This is a genomic window from Natrinema salaciae (assembly GCF_900110865.1).
Lineage (GTDB): Archaea > Halobacteriota > Halobacteria > Halobacteriales > Natrialbaceae > Natrinema > Natrinema salaciae.
This window is the reverse complement of record NZ_FOFD01000001.1, coordinates 93,883-111,935: the sequence shown is the minus strand read 5'-3', so window position 1 is coordinate 111,935 and position 18,053 is coordinate 93,883. Positions and strand designations below refer to the sequence as shown.

Annotated in this window: 14 protein-coding genes; 7 read left to right on the top strand and 7 right to left on the bottom strand. The window is 64.7% G+C overall.

Annotation, left to right across the window (positions count from 1 at the left end):
- Positions 1-38 precede the first annotated feature (38 nt).
- Complete coding sequence (locus tag BMX07_RS00595; protein WP_090611861.1) at positions 39-2,267, bottom strand: CDC48 family AAA ATPase; 2,229 nt, start codon at positions 2,265-2,267, stop codon at positions 39-41.
- A gap of 213 nt (positions 2,268-2,480) precedes the next feature.
- Between BMX07_RS00595 and larC the strand changes: the two genes are divergently transcribed.
- Positions 2,481-3,812: a nickel pincer cofactor biosynthesis protein LarC gene (gene larC, locus BMX07_RS00590; protein ID WP_090611857.1), complete on the top strand. Its 1,332-nt coding sequence runs from the start codon at positions 2,481-2,483 to the stop codon at positions 3,810-3,812.
- Between the two features lie 199 nt (positions 3,813-4,011).
- Here larC and BMX07_RS00585 read toward each other — a convergent pair whose 3' ends face one another.
- From BMX07_RS00585 to BMX07_RS00570, 3 genes are all read right to left on the bottom strand, one after another.
- A complete protein-coding gene (locus tag BMX07_RS00585) occupies positions 4,012-5,133 on the bottom strand; it encodes a hypothetical protein (protein WP_245742016.1) in 1,122 nt (373 codons plus the stop codon).
- Positions 5,134-5,976: 843 nt separating this feature from the next.
- Complete coding sequence (locus tag BMX07_RS00580; protein ID WP_090611850.1) at positions 5,977-6,366, bottom strand: hypothetical protein; 390 nt, start codon at positions 6,364-6,366, stop codon at positions 5,977-5,979.
- Between the two features lie 1,095 nt (positions 6,367-7,461).
- Positions 7,462-7,863 carry a hypothetical protein gene (locus BMX07_RS00570; protein ID WP_090611842.1) on the bottom strand — a complete coding sequence of 134 codons (402 nt, stop codon included), beginning with the start codon at positions 7,861-7,863 and terminating at the stop codon, positions 7,462-7,464.
- Positions 7,864-8,617: 754 nt separating this feature from the next.
- On the opposite strand from BMX07_RS00570, the gene BMX07_RS00565 reads away from it, so the two are divergent.
- A complete protein-coding gene (locus tag BMX07_RS00565; RefSeq protein WP_175480004.1) occupies positions 8,618-10,111 on the top strand; it encodes a hypothetical protein in 1,494 nt (497 codons plus the stop codon).
- A 216-nt stretch (positions 10,112-10,327) separates the two neighbouring features.
- On the opposite strand, the gene BMX07_RS00560 is transcribed toward BMX07_RS00565, so the two are convergent.
- Positions 10,328-11,107 (bottom strand): hypothetical protein, encoded by a 780-nt coding sequence (locus BMX07_RS00560; RefSeq protein ID WP_090611838.1) that lies wholly within the window; start codon positions 11,105-11,107, stop codon positions 10,328-10,330.
- 801 nt (positions 11,108-11,908) lie between these two features.
- Complete coding sequence (locus tag BMX07_RS00555) at positions 11,909-12,463, bottom strand: metal-dependent hydrolase (protein ID WP_090611834.1); 555 nt, start codon at positions 12,461-12,463, stop codon at positions 11,909-11,911.
- A 589-nt stretch (positions 12,464-13,052) separates the two neighbouring features.
- On the opposite strand from BMX07_RS00555, the gene radB reads away from it, so the two are divergent.
- Positions 13,053-13,793, top strand: a complete 741-nt coding sequence (gene radB / locus BMX07_RS00550; RefSeq protein WP_245742015.1) for a DNA repair and recombination protein RadB — start codon at positions 13,053-13,055, stop codon at positions 13,791-13,793.
- 119 nt (positions 13,794-13,912) lie between these two features.
- On the opposite strand, the gene BMX07_RS00545 is transcribed toward radB, so the two are convergent.
- Complete coding sequence (locus BMX07_RS00545) at positions 13,913-15,070, bottom strand: CBS domain-containing protein (RefSeq protein ID WP_090611829.1); 1,158 nt, start codon at positions 15,068-15,070, stop codon at positions 13,913-13,915.
- 106 nt (positions 15,071-15,176) lie between these two features.
- Between BMX07_RS00545 and BMX07_RS00540 the strand changes: the two genes are divergently transcribed.
- From BMX07_RS00540 to BMX07_RS00525, 4 genes are all read left to right on the top strand, one after another.
- Positions 15,177-15,509, top strand: coding sequence for a lycopene cyclase domain-containing protein (locus BMX07_RS00540; protein ID WP_090611826.1), 333 nt, complete (start codon positions 15,177-15,179; stop codon positions 15,507-15,509).
- A gap of 81 nt (positions 15,510-15,590) precedes the next feature.
- Complete coding sequence (locus BMX07_RS00535; RefSeq protein WP_090611822.1) at positions 15,591-16,334, top strand: CAP domain-containing protein; 744 nt, start codon at positions 15,591-15,593, stop codon at positions 16,332-16,334.
- Between the two features lie 157 nt (positions 16,335-16,491).
- Complete coding sequence (locus BMX07_RS00530; protein WP_090611819.1) at positions 16,492-17,274, top strand: YihY/virulence factor BrkB family protein; 783 nt, start codon at positions 16,492-16,494, stop codon at positions 17,272-17,274.
- An 87-nt stretch (positions 17,275-17,361) separates the two neighbouring features.
- Complete coding sequence (locus BMX07_RS00525; RefSeq protein ID WP_090611815.1) at positions 17,362-18,051, top strand: hypothetical protein; 690 nt, start codon at positions 17,362-17,364, stop codon at positions 18,049-18,051.
- The last annotated feature ends 2 nt before the right edge of the window (positions 18,052-18,053 follow it).

Here is an 18,053-nt window from a genome sequence, read left to right as displayed (position 1 = left end):
CTTCTATATAAAATATAAAACGATAGTGGCAGATGGGCCTACTGGAAGCCGATGCGGCTCCCGCGACGACCCGTCGGATCGGGGCCGCTCGTGCCGCCCTGGAACTCCTCTTCGATCTGCTCGTAGTAGTCGAGGATGTCGTCCGTGATCGTCGGCCGGACGTTCTCCATGGCCTGGCGGAAGTGGCGCATCTCGACGATGTCCGCCTCCTCGTCCTCGCGCAGCGCCTCGATGGCCGCCTCGCGGGCGATCGACTCGAGGTCGCTCCCGACGTAGCCGTCCGTGATCTCGGCGATCTCGCGCAGCGTGACGTCCGCGGCCAGCGGCGTGTCCTGGGTGTGGATCTCGAGGATCTTCTCGCGGCCGTCGATGTCGGGCTGCCCGATCATGACCAGCCGGTCGAATCGGCCGGAGCGCAGCAGCGCGGGGTCGATCATGTCCGGACGGTTGGTCGCACCGATGACCATCACGTTCTCCATCTCCTCGAGCCCGTCGAGTTCGGTCAGGAGCTGGTTGACGACCCGCTCGGAGACGTTCGAGCCGGTTTCACCGCCCCGGCCCGGCGCGAGTGCGTCGAGCTCGTCGAAGAAAATGACCGTCGGCGAGACCTGCCGCGCCTTGCGGAAGGTCTGGCGGATGGCTTTCTCCGATTCGCCGACCCACTTCGAGAGGAGTTGCGGGCCCCGCACGGAGATGAAGTTGGCGTTCGTCTCGTTGGCGACGGCCTTGGCCATGAGGGTCTTCCCGGTGCCCGGTGGCCCGTACAGCAGGACGCCGGCCGGCGGGTCGACGCCCAGCCGGCTGAACCGTTCGGGGTTCGAGAGCGGCCACTCGACGGATTCTTTCACCTGGTCTTTCGCCTCGTGGAGGCCGCCGACGTCGTCCCAGGAGATCTTCGGCAGTTCGACGAGGACCTCCCGCATCGCCGACGGCTCGACCTCGTTCAGCGCGCCGCGGAAGTCCTCCCGCTTGACGATCATCCTGTCGATCAGGCTCGGCGGGATGTCCTCCTCGTCGAGATCGATCTCCGGCAGGTAGCGCCGGAGCGCCTTCATCGCCGCTTCCTTCGTCAGACTCTCGATGTCGGCACCGACGAAGCCGTGGGTCTCGTCGGCGAGGTGACCGAGGTTGACGTCGTCCGAGAGGGGCATCCCGCGGGTGTGGATCTGCAGGATCTCCTCCCGTCCCGTCTCGTCCGGGACGCCGATCTCGATCTCCCGGTCGAACCGACCCGGTCGACGGAGCGCCGGATCGACGCTGTCGACGCGGTTGGTCGCCGCGATGACGATGACCTGGCCCCGTGACTCGAGGCCGTCCATCATCGTCAGCAGCTGGGCGACGACGCGGCGTTCGACCTCGCCGGTGACGTCCTCGCGTTTCGGGGCGATGGAGTCGAGTTCGTCGATGAAGATGATCGACGGCGACTCCTCGGTTGCGTCCTCGAAAATCTCCCTGAGTTGCTGTTCGGACTCGCCGTAGTACTTCGAGATGATCTCCGGGCCTGCGATAGAGAAGAAACTGGCGGAGGTCTCGTTGGCGACGGCTTTGGCGAGCAGCGTCTTCCCGGTCCCTGGCGGACCGTGCAAGAGCACGCCCTGGGGCGGCTCGATCCCGAGCTTCTTGAAGATCTGCGGGTGTTTCATCGGGAGTTCGACCATCTCCCGGACCCGCTGGATCTCGTTTTGCAGACCGCCGATGTCCTCGTACGTGATCCCGCCGCCGGTCTTCTCGAAGCCCGAGATAGGTTCCTCGCGGAGTTCGACGTCGGTGTCCTCGGTGATGAGAACGACGCCTTCGGGTTCGGTTTCGACGGCGATCAGGGGAATCGCCTGGCCGGGCGACCGCATGAACGGGTGGTTCGTCGAGGACATCACGGGGACGATGTCGCGACCGACGACCGGGCGCTTCAGGATCTGGCGTTTCACCATGCCGGCGGCGTCGGAACCGAACTGGACCGACGCCTCCTCGGGCGGTGCGAGCACCAGTTTGTCGGCTTTCGTCGCTTCGGCTTTACGAATCGTCACCCGTTCGCCGATGCCGACGTCGGCGTTCTGGCGGGTGAAGCCGTCGATACGGACGGTGTCCGTGTTCCAGTCCTGCCGGTCCGCACGCCAGACCTTCGCGGCAGTCGTATCTGCACCCTCGATTTCGATGATGTCGCCCGGACTGAGCTTCAGATGCAACAGCGTGTCCGGGTCGAGTCGGGCGATACCACGACCCGAGTCGTTCGGGTACGCCTTCGCAACCTCCAGTTGGACTTCGTTCATGATTTGGGGACGACGATGTCGATAACTCCGATTCGTGAGCGGATAGGCTTTTTGCTAACGCGAGTCATTTACCTGTGCTAGTCGCTGTCATAGATAATTGGGACCGGCGGCTACAAAGAGGTACCGGCCTCGGTGGGTTTTGGCTCTATCGACATCGCCGCTGCACGGAGTAGGACAGGAGGCTTTTTGCGTCTTCCGCTCCGGTGCGTAGGCATGCGAGTTCTCGCCTTCGACGGCCGCATGGGTGCCAGCGGCGACATGATCCTCGCCGCCCTCCTCGACGCCGGTGCCGATCCCGACGCCCTCGAGCCGGTGACCGAGGCGCTCGAGGTGGAGTATCGGATCGAAACGGCCCACAAGAGCGGTATCGCCGCGACGGCGGTCGACGTGTTTCTGACGGACGCCGGTGCCGACTCCAGTTCCCACGCGCACGAGGAATCAGCGGACGACCACGACCACACCGAGGGCGGCCACACTCACACCGAGGACGACCACGACCACGATCACGACCACGACGGCGTCCGCGCCGAAGGCCACGGTCCCCATCGACGCTATCCCGAAGTCCGCGAGATCGTCACGGAGATGGGTCTCGAGTCGCCGGTCGAGCGCGACGCGCTCGCGATCTTCGAACTGCTCGGCGAGGCAGAGGCCAGCGTCCACGGGGAGGCGCTCGAGGAGATTCACTTTCACGAGGTCGGGGCCGACGACGCGATCGCGGACGTCGTCGGAGCCGCGGCGCTGCTGCACGACATAGCGCCTGACCGCGTCGTCACGACGCCGCTCGCGACCGGCGGGGGGACGGTGTCGATGAGCCACGGCGAGTACCCCGTGCCGACGCCGGCCGTCGTCGAACTCGCTGAGCGGGCCGACTGGTCGCTGTGCGGCGGCCCGGTCGACGCGGAACTGCTCACGCCCACCGGGGCGGCGATCCTCGGCCACGTCGCCGACGGCGTCGACTCGCTTCCCGCACTCGAACTCGAGGGATCGGGGTACGGTGCGGGCGGCTACGACCTCGACCCGCACCCGAACGTGCTGCGCGTACTGGTCGGAACCGGCGAGAATCGCGGCGAACTCGTGACGGACGACATCGCGGTCCTCGAGACCAACCTCGACGACGCGACGCCGGAGGTGCTCGGCGGACTACAGGACACGCTGGCGGACGCGGGCGCTCGAGACGTGACGATCCTGCCCGCGACGATGAAGAAGTCCCGGCCGGGTCACCTCGTGAAGGTCGTCTGCAAGCCCGCGGATCGGGCGCGCGTCGCTCGGCGACTGGCCGAAGAGACCGGAACGCTCGGCGTCCGTGACGCGGGGGTTACGCATCGGTGGATCGCGAACCGGGAGTTCGAGCCCGTGACGCTCGAGATCGACGGCGAGGAGTACGACGTCACCGTGAAAATCGCGAGCGATACCGAGGGGACCGTCTACGACGTCAGCGCCGAGTTCGACGACGCGAAGGCGGTCGCTCGAGCGACCGGGCACCCGGTCCGGGTCGTGATGGAACGGGCGGAACGGCTCGCCCGTTCCGACGACGCGGCGGAGTGACCGCCACCGCAGTGAGAATCACGTACCTGGACGACGTCGCCTCGAGCGAGACCGATCGACCCAAGATGCCATCGATCTGTCTTCAGAACGCGGATTGGCGGTCGACTAGCGGTTCCCTGACAACAACTGACGGACTATCGGTGTGGGATGGAGCGGTTCGATAAAAAAATGGAGTCGAATTCGGCCGAGAGTGAGACGCTCAGCCGGCGGTGATCGAGTTGAGGATCCCGTTCCAGGAGCTCGCCTCGGCGTTCTGTGAGTTCGAGTTGTCCGCGTCGGCGTTCTGCTCTAACACTTGGTTGATCGTCTGATCACCGGTGGTTCCGGTGAAACTGTCATCGGACCCGGCACCGTCGCCGTTACCGTTGCCATCACCGTTGCCCCCGTCGGTCGGTTCACACACCGTAACCGTTCCGGTGAACGGCGATTCCTCGCCGGTGACGTCGAAGTCACACGTATCTCCGTTGGAGGTCACCCGCACGAAGTCAGGTGCCCGTCCTTCTCCCTGTCCGGGGATGGTGTATTCCCAGTCGACTTCAGTCGGGTCGTCCGCACTGTTCGTCTCCTCGACGCTCACCGAGACGTCGATGTTCGGCGTAGCGGTGGTGATCACGAACTGCTCGCCGTTCCAGGTCGCCTGGGCGAGTTGTTGGATGTTACCCGACTGCCCCAGGTTCCGATACCAGGTGATCGTTTCGATAGCGGCCTCACCGCCATCGCCGTTATCACCGTTCCCGTCGCCATCGTTTACGATTTCGCCGATGTCGATTCCGGTCGCTTCCTGGTTGTTGAATTGGGCGGCGTTCTGTTCTATATCGTTCGTCTGTGAGACGCCTTGCGACTGATCGATGTTGGAACTCGCGATCCGGAGATCGTCAGTATCTCCATGGTCATCGTGATGGTCGTCTGCACCGCCTGCAGCAGCTGTCCCAGCGAGTCCCACGAACGCCGCACTGGTAATGAGCGCGAGCGTCAGTAGTACCGTGATTGTCCGTTTCATAGTTTGAGTAGATCTCTGTATTTTCTGGGCCTGTGCGCACGTGTATGGGAACACGATCCGATAGGACACGAATCGGCGCGAACCACCACACCAGCTGCAAACCGTGTCACCACGAGCACCCATATCACAGTGGCACATCGCCCGGTCGAAATCGACCGCAGCAGCCCATATGAAGGCCAAATACCGTTCAAGGGGATAGTCACGTGCTACATCGATCGGGGTGAAATTATGGGTGGAACTACACACCGACTCTAGTTTGAACGGATCGTGTAACGAAATTACCAATGGAATATCAACCCGTGACTGCTGGTCGTCCCGCATTACAGACGATCCCCCGCTTCAGAGAGGCTCACCGCAGAAGTATGGCGTTGCTAGCAGCGCCTATCTGTACGGCTACCGAGAGATACCGACAATCACTGGTCGAACCACCACAGGGCTTCACGCTCGAGTTCGAGTACGGTTCCCCCAGACGAACGAGCGCGGTTCTCGACCGGTTCCAGTCACGGAGGCTGTCCGTGAACGGGTCGGGTACGTGTCGCTCGGCAGTCGGGCGGTGGTATGGAGCGGTCGGTGAACTGGGGAGTGGGTACCCTATTCTGGGCACTGAATCGGACTGGCGAAGCCGTCCGTCAGATCGAACACCACGGAAACGTGGTCCACTGGAGAGTGATCGGCGGTCAACGGCGAGGTGTGAACGACCACTATCGAGATCCATACGCCGTGCTCGGACAATCCGCGAACGACGATGGTAGCTCGGGAACCGGAATGCTCCCGTCCAAGGTATCCGTCGAGGTGTCGTCGCCCGCCTCCGTGCGACCGAGCGTGTGCGCCGAGAGGCACGAACGATACGATCGACGCGCCTGCAATGGTCGCATCGTGGGACGAGGGACATTGAGCGGCGAACACCGACCTCGATCCAGTGTTGTCGACCACGCACAGGCGATGGGACGAGAGACCGACTCTTCGCTCGAGGTTCGTATCGACCGATGGAGTCGGTACTCGTCTCGCCCGCAGCGCAGTCGAACTCGAAAGAGCGGATTACGAGACGGTCCTTCTCGTCAGCACTACGATGTGTGGCAATTTACGGACGCTGTGTGAGATGTGACCGACGTCCGTGAAAAATGAACGGAGCGAGCTGTTATCTGGCTTTTCTACCGACGGTCGCTATCCGACGTTGTCACCGAACCCGAGGTCGACGTCGAATTCGAAGTCGTTCTCTGCCTCGGTATCGTTGGCCTGGTTCGCCGCGATCGTGGTTACGTTATCGACGACGTTGACGTTGTCCTGGTCGACGTCCTGCCCCTGGAGGGCGGTCGTCTCCGCGTAGCTCTCGTCGGAGCTACTGTACGACCACGCTGTCTGACTCTGCGAGTTGCTATTTTCCTGGTCGGTCTCGATTATGGTGGTCGCGTTCGAGTCTTGGTCGATGTTGACCTCGGGGTTGAGCGCGTCGACGTCCGTATCCGGTTGTGCGGCTGCCGAGCCGGCGAAGCCGACGAGTGCGAGGCCGCCGATCAGTGCGACCATCAGTGCGAGTGTGTATGTGCGTTTCATTCAGTATCACCGTGTTCCGTCGTTCGTCACGGGCAGCACGCGTGCGAACCACAACGGGGTTCAGCGGAGGGTCACCGAAGAGGGCGCGCCTCGAGTGACGGCGCTGTCGCTCGTCACGAGAGCGGCCACCTCCTGGTGCCCTTTTGTGTCGCAGTGCCCAGTCGCTGCTATCGACGGCGGCCCATTTCAATCCGGGAAACGGTTTCGTGTCGAATTTGGCATTAGAGACGCTGTCGGGGGTGCCTACGGCCATAGATCGATCTTTCACCGACCCTAGCCGGACCCTTGTCATCCGAACGACATCCCATCTCTCCTGTTCCGTTGTGGTTTCGCTCGCTGCTGGAGCGGCCATAACCAGTAGACACACGTTGCCTGGCTGGCCTACTGAACGAGTAGTTCGGTGCTACAACCGGGTTCTCCGTGCCCTGGAACGTCTATTCTAGTAGTACGGGAAACTCGCCGACGAACCCATGATCGAATCTGGAATCTGACGCCCGATGATCGAAGTCGACCGTTCCGTCTCGCCGAACGAAGATCCCAGCCGGTGTAACGAGGGCTGTTTCCGCGGTCCACGTTCGAAAATCGTGATCTCGGAGCCTCGGGTCGTCACCGGACGCAGCTCCGCGTCGAGAGGTGGTCACTGCTGTCCGTGATCCCACTCGAGCGCGCTCGCAGACGGCGATTGCCGTTATCGTAGTCCCTCCGTTTCCACGCACTCGACCAGTCGCTTCGGTATTCGAGGCAGTCTCGTCCGTGTTTCGCGGACTGGTCGCATCGACCGATCAGCAGCGGAGCGCTTCACGTTGGCGTCAGACAGCGTTCTCGATCGGCCACCGGCCCCGATCCAGTGCGATCGACCACCCGCAGGCGATCGGACGCGAGGTGAACTGCTCGTTCGGGGTTCACACCGGCCGGCAGAGAACGAGCGGAGTACTCGACCGGACGGAGAGCATCCGACGCCCGGCCGGTGGGAAGTAACTACCGCCGTCACCGCGGGTACTACGAGGTGGGATGTGATCACGGTCCGCCGCGACTTGTTCGAACTCGGCCGAAAAAACCGAAAGATTACGGATTAGAAGGGATCGTTCGAGCTCTCTATCCCGCGTTGTCGAATACCTGTCCCGGCGGGCCAATTCTGACGTCGAGTTCGAAGTCGTTCTCGGCTTCGTTATCGTTAGCCTGGTTCGCCGCGATCGTGTTCACGTCGTTGACCACGTTGACGTTGTCCTGGTCGACGTCCTGACCCTGGATCGCGGTCGTCGTCGCGTAGCTCTCATCGGAACTGCTGAACGACGCCGCTACCTGGGTCTGTGAGTTGCTATTTTCCTGGTTGGTCTCGATCGTGGTGTCCGCGTCGGCGTCCTGGTCGATGTCGACCTCGGGGTTGAGCGCATCGACGTCAGTATCTGGCTGTGCGGCTGCCGAGCCGGCGAATCCGACGAGTGCGAGACCACCGATCAGCGCGATCATCAGCGCGAGTGTGTGTGTACGTTTCATTTCGTGTGTCACCGTGTTTCGTCTCGGGCAGCACGCGTGCGAACCACAGACGGGGTATTCCGTAGAGATCCACGAAGAGGCCGCGCCTCGAGTGACGGCGCTGTCGCTCCCCGTGTGGGAGCGGTCACCTCCCGGGCCCCCGTCGTGTCGCGGTGCCCAGTCACTGCTATTGACGGCGACGCATTTGAACCCGGCAAACGGTTTCGTGACGAATCCGGCATTAGAGTCACGGACGAACCACCTGATGGTCGTGGTGCGATCGTTCACCGACGCTAATCGGAAACTGGTCGCCGAAACGACGACCCGATCGCAGCCGTCAACTGCGGTTTCGACGTCCCATGCGACCGCTCCGTCCCCGAAATATCCGATATGTTCCGATCGTCGCTCATCGATCACCCGGAAAGCCGGTGATTCTATTTTCGAAACGATCTCGCGACCACCTGTCCAGGTCCAAAACAGTGTATTCTGGCCATGGCTTCGACGATTCGTGAAGGATCAGTCCGGAAGAACATCCGGAACCGGGTGTCACAGCAGCCGATCGAAGGCGACGGTTTCCCCGTGTAAGCAGCATCCTACGGATCACTAGGCCGCTTCATATGGCCCCCAACGTGTCGATAACAAAGGGACTCATGCGGATAGGATGGTTTGCGTCGCATAGACTCAGAAACGAAAGACCATCACGACCCATATCAAACGATCAATGACAAACGACACGACGAGACGATCACAAGCTACGACACTCCTTCTGACCTGTATGGTCGCCCTGTCCATGGTGGCGGTCGGGGCCCCGGCCGCCACGGCTGGCGGCGACGGCGACCTCGAGAACGGAACCGTTCACGCGCTCGAGGACGGTGAGGAGCTGTACCTGGTCTTCGGCGCGGACCTCAGCGACATGTCCCTCGAGGAGTACGTCGATCAGCACGCGGGTGACACGGCCGACTCGACGGCGCAGGTTATTCAGTACCAGGACGTCGATCAGGTCAACCTCAACGAGCAGGGCTCCGCGGTGTCGATCTCGATCGACGGTGGCGAAGCGACCGCCATCCAGGAGTCGAACCAGTACAACGACAACGAGCAGCGCGGGTCGGCCACGGCCGCGAACCGCCTGCAGAGCGCGGAAACCCAGTTCGAGAACGTCGGTAACGTCAACATCATCATCGGCAACGGTGGCGATCAGCAGTTCGACGGCTGGGGCGTCAAAGACAAGAAGGGCGACGAGACGGTCACCCAGGAGGCCCTCGCCGCTGTGACCCAGTCGCAGGACGTCGCGCAGGTTAACTACAACAACCAGAGCACCGCGTTCGCCCTCGCCGTCAACGACAGCGACGCGACCGCCGTCCAGCAGTCCTACCAGCGCAACGAGAACCTGCAGGAAGGCGTCGCCAACGCGTCCAACGTCTACCTCGGTGACGGCGAATTCGGTCACAAGAAGGACAAGTCCGGCGACCACGGGCCGAGCGTGGGCCAGGACGCCGACTCGCTGCTCACGCAGCAACAGGACGTCGAACAGGCCAACCTCAACGAACAGCGCGGTGCCGTCGCCATCGCGGTCGGTGCCAACAGCACCGCGACGGCGATCCAGTTCACCGACCAGAGCAACCTCAACACCCAGCTCGGAAGCGCCGACGCCTCGAACCTGCTCGCGTCCTCGGCCGGAATGAACGTCGCGACCGCGGGCGACGTCAGCAGCGACATGCTCTCGACCGAGACCGAGACGCACAAGCCCGACAAGAAAGGCGACGACGGAACCGAGCAGACGGCGACCGCCGGCGTCGCTCAGGAGCAGGGCGTCGAACAGCGGAACATCAACCTGCAGAACAGCGCGATGGCCATCGCAGAGAACGGGAGCGAGGCCACCGCCGTCCAGCTCGCCTACCAGCAGAACTACAACGCCCAGATCGGCTACGCCGACGCGCTGAACGTCTATGCGAGCCCCGGGTACGTCTCCGACGACGTCGCCCGAACCTCGAGCACGACGGTCACCATCGACGGCAACTCGGGCGCTACGCCTGGCATGTCGTACGACTTCGACTCCAACGCCACGCAGACGAACGACGGTGAGCAGGAAGCGAGTGCTGCGATCGAACAGTACCAGTTCATCTCGCAGGAGAACCTGAACCAGCAGCACACGTCCCTCGCGGTCGCCGCCGACAACGGCAGCGCCGGGAGTTCGCAGATCACGATGCAGGAGAACGAGAACATCCAGCTCACGTCCGTCGCGTCGACGAACGTCTGGGTAGGCGCGTAATTCCACCCCGTCACACGGTCGGTTTTCGACCGACGTGACAGACCACTTCCGTTTCTTTTGCCGCAATACTCGAGTCCCGCTCGAGACCGATTCCGTCCTCGAGCCGGGCGTCGGTCACGGGTACTGGCAGCGACGGCCGTCCGTTCGGTTCCGAGACGCCGTTTCGATACGACCCGACCGCGGCACGTTTCGAGATCGGTTCGCCTCGATGATCGGCTACGACTCGTCGGAGTCGTCCGAGTTCGTCGGTTCGGTCGCCGATCCCGCCCCGTCGCCTCGATGTTCGGCGAGCGCCTCGTCGACGGTCAACTCGCCCGCAGCGACCCGGCGCGCGAGCACCTCGTCGATCGCTCGGTTCCGCTCGCTCCGTTCGCGAGAGCGGTCCTTGATGACCTGAATCTCCCCCTCCGTCGGCTCGATCTCGCGGGCGTCGACGACCTCCCCCTCGAGTCGGGCGATGTTGACCGCGGCGAGCACGTCGCCCATTCCACGGGTGCCCGTACCCAGATAGGGAGTCGTCCCGGTCTCGTCCACGAGTTCGACGGTGACGGAGTCGAGTTCGTTGACCAGTTTCGCGCTCTCGAGCCGGGAGCCGTCCCCGATTCGGACGACCGGCGACGGGGCTTCGGCGGCCTCGCGCTGGATCACGTCGACGGCGTCGCCGAGCGGTACGTGAAAGGCCGCGACGACGGTCTCGCCCGCGAGGACGGCGATGCCGGGTTTCCGGCCCGGATCGACGCCGATGACCGTTCGGCCGCCGTCGCCGCGAACCGCGGCCAGGGCCTGATCGACCGCACGTCGGGGGTCGTCCGGGTCGGCGACGATCGTCGTCACGTCCGTGAAGGTGTCGGCGTGGTCGGCCCCGGTAACGACGACGGTGGCACCGTCCGGCAGCGCTTCGTCGGGCTCGACGGTTGTAAACGTCGTTCCGCGGTCCCGAAGCTCGTTGACGACGTCGTGGTACACCTCGAAGTCTGCCGTGGCGACGACGATCACAGGTCGGACTTCGCCCCCACCAAAAATAAAGTGTCGCGCTCGTCGGTTTCGCGCCGCTTCGAAATCGACATCGCGCGAGCGTGTGGTGGCCGTCGACGTGAGACGCGGGTTCCCAATAGTAGAATACCGCAACGTGATCCCGTCGGCGCTCCCTGTACAGCGCCCATACCAATAGACGACAGTGCGAAGAACTGGCTGTGAAGCGGGTATCGAGCCGAGTCCCGTTCGCCCTCGTCGACCCGGTCCGTTCGGACGGAGGGAAGGCTCTCGAGACGGTCACTACTGCGGTGGTTACTCGCCCCGGAAACGGTGTCGCTGCGCCGCTCGAGCGACTCACCGAGACGAGATGGCCCGTCGAAGCGGCACCGTCCGCCGGCGAGTTCGGCGATCGGTTTCGACGGGTCGGGAAACGAGTACGCGACCGAGCGATCACAGCACTTCGAACCGAACGAACTAGTTCCCGCCAAGGAGACGCAATCCCGGGAAAATACTGTGAGTCGGACCGCGTTCTTCGGAGACTCGTCTCCACGGAAAACGCGGCCAAATGCGCGGACTGCGTGCGGTCGCTCGATGCCGTTCGAGTGCCACAATTCGCTATTGAATCGGTAAACGGTCGGTCGTGGCCCGCGAACAGGGCTCAACGTGCCGGCCGCGGTCGCGAGTCCACGCCTTTTTGTCGAACCGCAGGTGGTCACGTTTCTCGGTCGATTCGACGGGACGCGGCGGTACGCGGGTCTCGACGGGCGGGTCCGTTGGACGAGGCCACGACGGTCGCCTCGACTCCCGCGGAGTGATCCGCCGCTACTCTCCCAGCGGGACGTATCGCCGCACCGATCGCCACGCGAACCCGAGCCCGGGGACGCGATCGCGATACCAGACGACGATCGCGATGGCGAACACCGCGAGTTGGACGGTGTTACGGATGCTGAACGAATGTCTCGAGAACAGAACGAGAACGCCGCCGGATTCGCCGTACTCCGGGGGTCCGAGGAAGGGCCAGAACAGATACGTCGCACCGTCGAAGTCGCCGCGAAACGGCATCGGCGGGAGATCGGTAACGAGGTGCGTGACGTGGCCGATCGCGAACGCCGCCGCGCTCTCTCGATGACCGACGCGGACGCCGACGGCGTACACGACCGGAATCAGTAGCGAGGCGACAGTGATCGAGTGCGCGAGCGACCGCCCGCTCGAGAGTAGCCCCAGTTCCCACGCGAGCGGTTTGTCGATCAGGTCCGGGAACTGCGAGCCGATCGCGACTGCGATCGCCGGGAGCGCGCGCGGCGACCGTCCGTATCGGACCCGCGAGTAGAGCGTGTAAACGAGGTAGGCGATGGCGAGGTGTCCCCACGGCCACATTGGCGCTGGGTAGACGAGCGAACGGATAGGTGTGTCGACGGTTGCACTCCGGTCCGTGCGCGCCGGGAGAGGAAACTGCTCGCTGCCCCTTCGTCGTCCCGCTGTATCGGTCCCCTTCGGTCGGTAGAATCCGTCGCCGTCGCGCGATCGATTTGGAACCGTGTACCGGAGGTGTTTTGTACCGATGCCGGAAAGGTCGGGGTGACGGCACGGTCAGACAGTTACCTTTCAGCGCACGTGGTTTCCACGCGCGTTCACCTGACTGACCTACCCCGTCTCTCAACTACCCACGAGCGACTGCTACCGCGGAATTCGACAGATACCGATGGCCCCCCTCGGAGACGCGTGCGGAGTGAGCAGTCGAGTCGCTTCGAACTGCCCCCAGCGTCGAGCTTCGACGGCCCTGCTCTCCCGCGTCGTTCGCCGACCGAAGTCCTCGCACGCCTCACCGGCTCACCGCGGGACGGTCCGCGTCCGCCGCCGCTCGGGTCGGCAGTCCGAGACGGGGCGGCGAGTCGCACCGTCCCTGGCGTGGGTCGTACCCGGTTCGTTCCGGGGCCTTTTTGCGCGTACCCTGCCAACTCGAACCGTGACCGACGAGGCGATTCCAACCGGCTGTGGTCCGGTCGACGAGCTGCTCGATGGGGGGTTCGAACGCGGCACCGTCACGCAGTTGTACGGTCCCCCGGCCGCCGGGAAGACGAACATCGCGCTGTCGGCGGCCGTCCAGACGGCCGTCGACGGCGGCACGGCGGTCTACATCGACACCGAGGGCGTCTCGGTCGACCGCTTCCGGCAACTGCTCGAGGCCACCGTCGACGGCCGACCGGCTCGAGCCGGCGACGGCGGGGAGCCCGCCGACGTCGAAGCCGTCGCCTCGCGAATCGTCATCGAAGACGCGCTCGACTTCGATGAACAGGCCGAGGCCGTCCGCGACGCCGAGGAGTTCGCCGAGCGCGCGGACCTGATCGTCCTCGACAGCGCGACCGGCTTCTACCGGCTCGAGCGAACCGCCGACGGCGACGAGGGCGAGGCGTTGCGCAGCGTCGCCCGGCAGGTGACGCATCTGCTCTCGCTGGCCCGCAAACACGAGCTGGCGGTCGTCCTGACCAACCAGGTCTTCGCCGATCCCGACTCGGATCGCACGCGAGCGCTGGGCGGGAATACGCTAGAGCACTGGACCGGTGCCGTCGTCCGCCTCGAGCGCTTCCGCGGCGGCAACCGACGCGCCACCCTCGAGAAGCACCGCTCGAAACCGGCCGGCGAGTCCGTGCAGTTCCGAATCACGGATACCGGCCTCGAGGGAGGGGACGAGACGAGACGATCCTGAAGCCGGTCGGGTCGGCGATCCCCGGCAGTCGCTGGCCGATAATTGTCCGTTACTGCCGTTTCAGCGGGTGAAAATGCGACGCCGCCGGTCGCGAGACCGCGTCGCGACTCGACTGCCCGCTAGATCTGATTGAGTTTCCGCAGTAGCTGTCCGCGGTACTCCTCGTCGCTGGTGACGCCCTTGAGCTCCAGGACGTTGCGCTCGAGTTTGTCGAGCGCGACGCGGAAGGCGTTCTCCGAGCCGTACCCCTCGCCGGTGCCGGCGACCTGTTCCTTGTTGGTGCGCAGGCGGATCTGACACTGCACGAGCGGGGTGCCCCGGAGCTTCTCGTTGTGCTCGTGGAAGCGGACGTGGGCGTGTAGCACCTGCATGTCGGCGTACTTGTCCGAGACCTCCTCGATGCTCTGGACGATCGACTCCCGGGTGATGGTGTCGAGCATCGAGATGTTCGTGATCTGGACGTCCATGTGTTTCTCCTCGGTGAACGTCAGCGCGCGCAGGACGTCCGTCTTGGTGATGACGCCGATGACGACCCGGTCGTCGTCCTCCGGCGTGACCATCAGCCCCGCGTAATCGTCCTTGAGCATCGCTTCGACGGCCTCCTTGGCGGTGGCGTCGAGCGTCGTCGTCTCGACGGGGCTGTTCATGATGTCGTAGACCGGGACGTCGAGCATCCGCTGGGAGTCGCCGACCCGGTCGCCGGTGGTCGTCGTGTTGCTCTTGCGGATGACGAAGTCGGCGATGTCGTGGGTCGTCACGACGCCCGAGAGGTAGCCGTTCTCGTTGAGAATCGGCAGTCGGGAGATGCCGTGCTCGCGCAGGAGGTTGATCGCCTTCCCGATCCCGTCGTCCTCGGTCAGCGTGACCGGATCGGCGGTGTAGATGTCTTCGACGGTCAGCGCGTCGAGGTTCTCGAGGACGGCCTCGAGGATGGCGTCGTCGCTGATGACGCCCCAGAGGTCGCCGTTCTCGAAGACAGGCGCGACTTTGGCGTTGCTCTCGACGAGCACGCGCGCGGTCTCTCGGACGTCTTCCTGACGGTCGACCTTGGGCGACGGCGTGCTTCGGCTCGGTTTGGTGAGCGCCGCCACCTTGGCGTCGTCCTCGACGTGGGACTGGAGGACCTCCCGCTCGCTGATGACGCCCTCGTACGCCCCGTCGTCGGTGACGATAATTCCCTTGGGATTGCCGTCCTCGAACATGGAACGGACTTTCCCCATACGTGTACCAACGTCGACTTCGATGAACTCCGTGGTGGCGATATCAGCGATATTCATCCTTCTGTAAGGATGTACTGGCGCAGAGGTATTTAACGTACTGCCCGTTTTATCCAGGGAGGATCAGCCCGGGGGATTTTTGCTGCAGGCGTCGAATCGGCTCCCGATGCTCGATATCAGCGTCTTCGGTCGGTACACCTACCTCGTCACGGAGCTCGTCTGGGGAACCGTCGCCGTCCTCTTGCTCCGTCGCGCGAACGCGCTCCGAAAGGCGGCGATCACGATCCTCGCGCTGTACCCTATCGCCTACGTCTGGGACCGGTACACCCTCGCCGTCGGCGTCTTCGACATCACTCTCCGGACGGGGATCGATATCGCCGGCATTCCGCTCGAGGAACACCTCTTCATGGCGGTGGTTCCCGGACTCGTCGTCGGGATTCACGAGACGATCTTCGGTGACTGCGCCGACGTCGGCGGGCCGGGGACGCCGACCCCGTAATCATAGCCACGCTGACAGCCCCGTCTCACTGACTGTGATCGATCGCGACAGTCTTGTGCCCACAGTCGAACAGTCGACGTAATGGACGGTCGGCGGTCGGAACCGGCGGGGACCGAGCCGGACGGGAGTCGCGACCGCGCGCTGCTTCGCGGGCTGGTGAACTTTCTCGTCGCGGTCCTCCTCGTCTGCTCGCTCGCGCTCGGCACCGCCCTGTTCGCCCCCCAGATCATCGACGGCCTCGATCTCGAGGGCGGCCCGTCGCCGAACGCCGATCCGCCGCCAGCCGGCGAGCGCAACCCCGCGGTGGCCGATCCGGACGATCCGGGCAACTCGAGCTACCGGACAACCGTCGAACTCGTCCGCTCTCCGACCGTAGAGGACTTCGTCCACGCCGAGATCAACGAGCGTCGGGCCGATCACGGCCTCGAGCCGCTCGCGTGGGACGGGACCGTGGCGTCCGTCGCGCGCGCCCACAGCGGCGACATGGCCCGTCGCGAGTACTTCGCACACCGGAACCCCGACGGGGAGGGGCCGTACGACCGGTTTCAGGACGTCGACGGCTACTGTCGAGGGTACGGCGAGAACATCGCCATGACGTGGGTCGACCGGCGCGTCGAGCGACCCGGCGGCGGCGGCGTCGTCCGGTACCGAACCGCCGAGAGGCTCGCGACCGGGCTGGTCGACCAGTGGATGAACTCCACGGACCACCGCGCGGCGATCCTCGAGGAGGGCGAGACGCCCCGCTGGGACCGAGCGGGCGTCGGGGTCTACATCGCCGACGACGGCTCGGTCTACGCGGGCCAGAACTTCTGTCGCGAGTGGTGACCGTCGCCACGACCCGGACGCGCATCGCGAACGGGGACCGATCGACGACCGAACCGTCTCGAGCGACGAGAGGTGCGACGGGAACGGCAGCCCCGCAGCGGCCACAGGAACTGCGAACGACTTACAGGTTATTGGGCCTGACCGTCGTACAGACCGTATGGAACTCCCGGAGACGCTCACCGCGATCTATCGGACGGCGAGCGATCGCGACCTGACATTTCTCGCGGCCGGCTTCGCCTACTACGCCTTCGTCTCGCTGATTCCGATGGTGCTGCTCGCCCTCGTCGTCGGCTCACTGCTGGGCGGCGAACAGGCCGCCCAGCGACTGATCACCGCCGCGGGCGACTTCCTCCCGGCGTCGGGCGAGGACCTCGTTACCGACGCGCTGACGACCGAGTCCGGTCGCGCCGAGGCGACGATCGTCGCGCTGCTGGTCGCCGCCTGGGGCGCGCTCAAGGTGTTTCGCGGGCTGAGTCTCGCGTTCGACAGGGTCTACGACGAGGTGGCGGAGGACACGCTCGTCGATCAGATCAGGGACGGCCTCACGGTGATCGTCGCCGGGGCGGGCGCGCTCGCCCTGATGGTCGGCATCGGCGCTGCACTCAGGATCGTCGCGAACACCGTCCCGTTCGTCGGCCTGTTGGGCTGGCTCACGCTGCTGGTGGGTCTCGTCCTCGTCTTCCTCCCGGTCTACTACGTTCTCCCGCCGATCCCCGTCGGCCTCGCCGAGATCCTTCCGGGCGCGATCTTCGCCGCGGTCGGCTGGACGGTCCTCCAGGTGGGGTTCCAGCTGTACGCGGCAAACGCCGCGCAGTACGAGGCCTACGGGGCCGTCGGCGTCGTCCTCCTGTTCGTCACCTGGCTCTACTTCGCCGGCATCATCATCCTCGTCGGTGCCGTTCTCAACGTCGTCCGATCGCGGCCCCCGCTCGCCGAGTAGGACGCGCTCGAGCCCCGTTTCGGTCTCGTTTCCTGAACGCCCGGGACAGGGGAAAGATTATGTCCTCGGCAGCGACAGATCCCCACCATGAGCGACGAGCGATCAGCCGGCCCCTCCGGAGCCGACGAGAGCGCCGCGACCGACGACCGCGGCTCGGGCGACGGTGACGCGCTCGAACCGAGCGGCGGTCCCCAGCGCGTCGTCTCCGACGAAAGCGTCGACGACATTCTCGAGTCGCTGAACGACGCGAAATCGGAACCAGAACCGGAACCGACGGACTCGACCGACGCGACTGCCACGACGACCGGGTCGACCGAGCCGGTGACGACCGAGACCGAACCGGCCGAGACGGCGGCGACCGCGGTCGACGAAAGTGAGCAGACGGCCGACGAGGGGGCCGATATCGGGGCCGACGACGGCGCAGCAGCGGACGAGGCGGCCGCGATCGACGCGGCGGCGTCCTCGCTTCCCGAGGACGCGTCGGTCGACGAACTCGCCGCTCGCATCGAGGACGGAACCGTCACCGGCGCGGACGTCCGCGCGGCCGAGGCCGGCGAAGGGCGCGAGTCGACCCCGGAGATCGACGATGTCGACCTCTCGCTGGACGACCTCGAGACGACCCAGAGCGGCGGTGCCAGCGGTCGGGACGGCCTGTCCGACGACGCCGGCCCGCTCGCCGGTTCGATCGATCGCGACGCGGCAACCGACGGAACCGACGAGGACGGGGACGCGTCGCCCGGACTACTCGGTCGACTCAAGCGATTCTTCTCGCGATAGCG